The sequence below is a fragment of the Kitasatospora sp. NPDC054795 genome, from assembly GCF_053611565.1.
Map to the genome: position 1 here is coordinate 1 of NZ_JBSHAP010000248.1, position 5144 is coordinate 5144.

Sequence of the window (5144 nt, forward strand, 5' to 3'; positions counted from 1 at the left end):
GCTCCCTTCCTTGTGCCGGTCTCCCCCACGTGCTGGGGAGACCGGCACCGTTCGTCGGGCCCGCTACGGCAGCGGGATGCGCACCACCTGCGGGTCGTGGTCGCTGAGCTGCGTGCTGAACTCGCTGTTGATGTGCACGATGTCGTAGCTGTACGCGGTGGCCGCGAGCGCGCCGGAGATCAGGATGTGGTCCAGCACCTGCGAGTTGCCCTCGTACACGTAGGTGTAGCGCTCGGGCAGCGGCAGGGTGCGCGGCAGGTCGGTGAGCGAGCCGCCGGCGGTGAGGATGTCGGCGGTCTGCGAGAACTCGAAGTCGTTGAGGTCGCCGAGCACGATGACCGAGGCCTTCGGGTCCACGGCCAGGATCCGGTCGGTGAAGTCCTTCACCACGGTCGCCTGGTCGTGGCGCTGGCTCTCCGAGGGGTGGGCCGGCTGCTGGTAGCGGCCGAAGAGGGGCTGGTCGCCGCCCTTGGAGTTGAAGTGGTTGGCGATCACGAAGACCGGCTTGCCGTTCCAGCGGAACTCACCGGCCAGCGGCTTGCGGCTGGAGTTGAACGCCGCGTTGGCCGGGTCGATCCGTCCGGGCGAGTAGGCCAGCTGCGGCGTGCCGCCCGCGTTCACCACGGAGTCGGCGGTGGTGGAGCCGGCGCCGGGGCGGTCGGTGAAGGAGAGGCCGCGGTCGGTGCGGTACAGGAAGACCTGGCGGATGTTGCCGCCGGGCTGCCCGCCGTCCTGGCCGTCCACCGGGTCGATCTCGCGGTAGGAGTAGGAGGGCCCGCCGGCCGCGGTGACGGCCGCGGTGAGCTTGGCCAGGGTCTGGGTGGCGCTCACCGTGCCGTCGCTGGTGGCGCCGCTGTTGTCCTGGATCTCCTCCAGGGCGACCAGGTCGGGCGAGCGCAGGTTGGTGACGATGCCCGCCGCGAGGCCGTCGAACTTGCTCTGCGGGTCGGACGGGGCGAGGTTCTCCACGTTGAACGTCGCGACGGCGAGCTGGCCGGCCGTCGGCGCGGCGGTGACCTCGGGGGTGGTGGTGCCGGGGGTGACCGTCGGGGTCGCGGTGACCTGGAGGGTGAAGTTGCCGAAGGCGTAGTCGAGCACGCCGACGGTGGCGCCGGTCAGGGTGTCGCCGACGTTGGCGGTCGGGGTGGGGGCGAGCGCCTTCCCGAGGACGACCCGCTCCGGGTTGCCGTCGTTCGCCTGCAGCAGGATGCCGCCCCGGTTGGTGCGGGTGCCGCTGCCCTGCGGGACGACGGAGAGCTCGCCGTACTTGTTGGTCGGGCCGACCACGGCCGCGTCGTCGATCTCGACCCGCATGCCCTCCAGGGACTCCCAGAAGTCCAGGCCGTCGGTGGCGGGCTGGTAGTTTCCCGCGGTCTCGACGTCGCCGGAGGTGACGCCGGAGATGACCGCGGACGGGGGCACCCGCCCGCCCTGGCCGACCAGGGTGGCGGCGGGCAGCGGCGCGTTGTGGGCGACCACCGTGACGGCGGGCGCGGTCAGTTCGGTGATCGACAGGTTGGTGGTGCCGCCGGTGCCGCCCGGGCGGAACTGGCTGACGGTGGCGCTCACCGTGACCGAGTCGCCGACCGCGACCGAGGGCGCGCCGGAGGTGTAGACGTAGATGCCCTCGCTGGTGCCGGGGTCGTTGTCGGGCTGCGGGTCCTGGTACCAGAAGCCGTTGGGGCCGACGGCCGTCACCACGCCGGGCACGGCGCTGACCGCGCTGCCGGCCAGCGGGGAGACCCGGGCGGCGCCCTGGATGTCGTGGATGCGGGTGCCGCCGGGGTTTCCGCCCCCGCCGGTGGAGGAGTTGCGCGGCGCGGGCGAGCCGATCGCGAAGTCCGTCGCGTTGTTGTCGGTGTCGGTGGCGCCGCCGCCCGTGCGCAGGGCCGCGGTGCCGTTCGACAGGTTGCCGGTCGGCGAGCCCTCGGAGGAGCCGGCGCTGGTGCCGTAGCCGACGAAGTCCTTCACCCCGGCCTGGGTCGCGCAGCCGGTGGCGCAGGTCAGCGCCGTGCCGTTGGTGACGAGGGCGATCTTGCCGGAGGTCGCGGACATCGCGATCGTGCCGGTGGCGTCCGCCGTCGGCAGCGCGGCGCCGGTGCCGGCCCCGGCGGCCTCCTGGACGAGGAAGTAGTGGCCGGGCGCGATCGTCCCGGAGAGGGTGGTCCGCGACCAGCTGGACCCGGTGGCCGAGGCGTACTGCACCGTCCAACCGGTGACCGACACCGGCGTGGTGCCGCGGTTGTACAGCTCGACGAAGTCGTTGGCGTACGGGGCACCGGAGTTGCCGCCGCCGCCGTACACCTGGCTGATCACGATGTCGGGCGAGGCCGCCTGCGCCACGCCGCCGGGCAGCGCCACCAGCGCCGCCACCACGGCCGCGGCGGAGGCCGCCGCCGACGTCCGGCGCCGCACTCGCGCCGCTCCCGGGGTGATCCGGGGGTTCAAGGTGCTCCGCATGAGGCTTCCTCCTGACCACCGTCCGGGCTCGTGGCCCGGCGGTGTGACCACGGACAAGAAAGGTCGGGCGCTGCGGTTCTAACAGCGCCACCAGATCCCTACCGGGCGTATCGGGCAACGGCCAGACATACGGCGGAAGAACGTTTCTACGCGCGACAAGTGGGAGGGTGAACTCCGGATGGCCGGAGGCGACTTCCGCTCCCCACGGGGCCGCCGGTCCGACCGGGACAGCGCGGAGCCCGGGCCCGGCAGCGCCTCCGCCGCCGGACCCGGGCCGGTTCCCGCCCGCCGGGTGGTCAGCCCGGACGGTGCTGGCGCGGCGGCGTCACCGTCGGCGTCGCCCGGGGCGGGCGCAGCCGCAGCGGCGCGAGTTCGCGTTCCAGGGCCCGCACGTCCAGCGCTATCCGGGACGCGATCTCGCGCGGGCCGGTGCCGGCGGGCAGCCGGCGCGACCAGGAGCGGGGCTTGGCCGGGCCGTCCTGGACCATGTCGAAGTTGAGCCGCACCACGTCGGCGACGTCGACCAGGTTCACCAGGATCCTGGTGTCCGCGAGGTCGATGCTGACTTCGTTCCCGATGCACGAGCAGGCCACCAGGCCCTCGATGTCCGCCTCCGCCAGGTATCTGGCCAGGGGGACCGCCTTCCCCCGGACCAGAAACGGACGTTCCGCCGGATTCACCGGAACCGCCTCCTCCCCCAGCAGTCGAACGGTGCCTCGGCCGCGGCGCAAGCGCACCGCAACAGACCGGGCCCGGCCTATGCTCCACCACATCCGGCCGGTTCGCCAACTCGGGGTCTCACCAACTGAATTGGGAGAACGCACCGACCCGGCGCACCGGCGCACGCCCCCGCGCACCGACCGGGTCCGTCGGCCCGTGGGCAGGGGCGGGCGCACGGCCGGGGAACGCGCGTGTGCCCGCCCGCACGAGGCGGACGGGCACAGCGGCGGTGCGCAGGACGGGCGTGGCTCAGCGGCCGCCGCGGCCGTGCAGCACCAGGGAGCGGGTCAGGGCGAGCAGCCCGCCGGCGCAGAGCGCCGTGCGGAGCATGTTCGCCGGCACCCAGCTGTCCGCGAACCTGGCCCGCACGGCGGCGAAGTCGTGGATCTGCGAGGGGTCGCCGGCCGCCGCCAGCTCGTTGTTGAGCGGGATGTTGACGCCCATGGTGACGATCAGCGCCACCACGTACAGCGCCGTCGCCAGGGCCGCCCACAGCGCCGCCCGGCGCCGGCCGGCCTTGTGCAGCAGCCAGGCCGCCAGGCCGGTCGCCGCGAGCGCGCCGACGAAGACCAGGCCGAACAGCCCGTTCTCGATCGACTTGTTGATGTGCTGCATCGCCGTCACGTAGGTACGGTCGTCCCCGGCCGCCAGGCCCGGCATCACCGAGACGTCGAAGGCGAAGAACAGCCCGGCCATCAGGCCCATCGCGACGGTGGCACCCACCAGCAGCGGACCCGCGGCCCTGCTCTGTCCGACGCTCTGCACGGAACTCCCCATCCCCACACCCCCGATGGTCGACGGCGCCGTGTACGACAGCGGAACCGCGGTCTGATCCGAACGCATCCCAGGACCCTCTCACTCTTCCGGCTCCGCGCAGTGCGGCGCCGGCGAACGTGGAACACTCGACACCGCCCACGGTGCGGCGAGCCGCGCAACGAAACCGCGACAACCGGAACCCGGTTCCCCGGCAGGGCGCGTGCCGCGGTGGCACGTGCCGCGGTGCCGCGTGCCTCGCTGCCGCGCCCGGGTCCGGGTCCGGGTCCGGGGGCGAGGTTCCCGGCCTCGTCAGAGCACCGGGTCCAGGCCGCGCCGGTACCGCCGGTCCAGGACCGTCCGCCCGAGCAGCCGTACCGGGGCCGGGATGGTCGCCGAGACCGCCCGGACCGAGGCCGCGTCCGCGCCGTCGAACATCCAGGGCTGGAGGTAGGTCATCACCTGGGTCGGCGCGCTCCCGATGATCCGGCGCTCGACCCGCAGGTACTCGTCCACCGACAGACCGGCCAGCGCCGGGAAGACCACCGGCTCCTCGTGCCGCAGGTGCTCGCGCACCAGGCTCTCGAACGCCCGGGCCACCTCGGGGAGTTCGGCCCGCAGGCCGGAGCCCAGCACCCCGGCCACCCGCCGCATCGAGGCGTCCAGCGCCTCGTGGTCCTCCTCCAGGACCCCGCTGCCGTCGAAGCCCGCCACCCGGCCGCGCAGGTACGGCCAGAGGATCTCGTCCTCGCTGTGGTGGTGCCAGTCGATCACCGCGCGCAGCCGCCCGAACCACTCCGCGAGCGCCGCGGAGGAGCCCGCCGCACCGCGCTGCGCCACGGCGGTCAGCCGTGCCGCGTCCCTGCGCATCGCGACGTGCATCAGGCCGAAGCCCTTGAGCTGCTCGGGCAGGGCGCGGAGCCCGTGCTCGGTCGACCAGATCGTCGTACCGTCCGTCATGACCAGACCTCCAGAGTCCGTTCGGATTTATCGACCAACGCCCGCCCGCAGGCGGCCGGTCGGAGCCGCCCGGACGGGTCGGCTCACGCGTTCCACACGCCGGAGGCGGCGGCCTCGCGGGCGTAGTCGGCGAAGTCCCGCGGCTCACGCCCCAGTGCCCGCCGCACACCGTCGCCCAGCGAGGCGTTGCGGCCGTCCAGGATCACCGAGAACAGCTCCGCGAAGTCCGCCGGCAGCCCCGCCGCCTCCAG

4 protein-coding genes and 1 pseudogene are annotated in these 5144 nt (G+C 73.6%); all 5 read right to left on the minus strand.

Features of this window, described 5'->3' with window-relative positions; genetic code table 11:
• Window positions 1–63: 63 nt before the first annotated feature.
• Window positions 64–2460: a lamin tail domain-containing protein gene (locus tag ACWGJO_RS40845; RefSeq protein ID WP_452190859.1), complete on the minus strand. Its 2397-nt coding sequence runs from the start codon at window positions 2458–2460 to the stop codon at window positions 64–66.
• A gap of 296 nt (window positions 2461–2756) precedes the next feature.
• Window positions 2757–3140 (minus strand): hypothetical protein, encoded by a 384-nt coding sequence (locus ACWGJO_RS40850; RefSeq protein WP_452190860.1) that lies wholly within the window; start codon window positions 3138–3140, stop codon window positions 2757–2759.
• Window positions 3141–3429: 289 nt separating this feature from the next.
• The gene (locus tag ACWGJO_RS40855; protein ID WP_452190861.1) at window positions 3430–3957 is read right to left on the minus strand and encodes an anthrone oxygenase family protein; all 528 of its coding nucleotides are present in this window, start codon (window positions 3955–3957) and stop codon (window positions 3430–3432) included.
• A 288-nt stretch (window positions 3958–4245) separates the two neighbouring features.
• Window positions 4246–4893, minus strand: a complete 648-nt coding sequence (locus tag ACWGJO_RS40860; RefSeq protein ID WP_452190862.1) for a hemerythrin domain-containing protein — start codon at window positions 4891–4893, stop codon at window positions 4246–4248.
• 83 nt (window positions 4894–4976) lie between these two features.
• Window positions 4977–5144 (minus strand): annotated as a pseudogene (locus ACWGJO_RS40865) (NmrA family transcriptional regulator); the annotation flags it as partial.

Excerpts from the sequence above, each read along its gene's own strand:
- ACWGJO_RS40845 (WP_452190859.1), bottom strand. The coding sequence starts at position 2,460 with ATGCGGAGCACCTTGAACCCCCGGATCACCCCGGGAGCGGCGCGAGTG.
- ACWGJO_RS40855 (WP_452190861.1), bottom strand. The coding sequence starts at position 3,957 with ATGGGGAGTTCCGTGCAGAGCGTCGGACAGAGCAGGGCCGCGGGTCCG.
- ACWGJO_RS40860 (WP_452190862.1), bottom strand. The coding sequence starts at position 4,893 with ATGACGGACGGTACGACGATCTGGTCGACCGAGCACGGGCTCCGCGCC.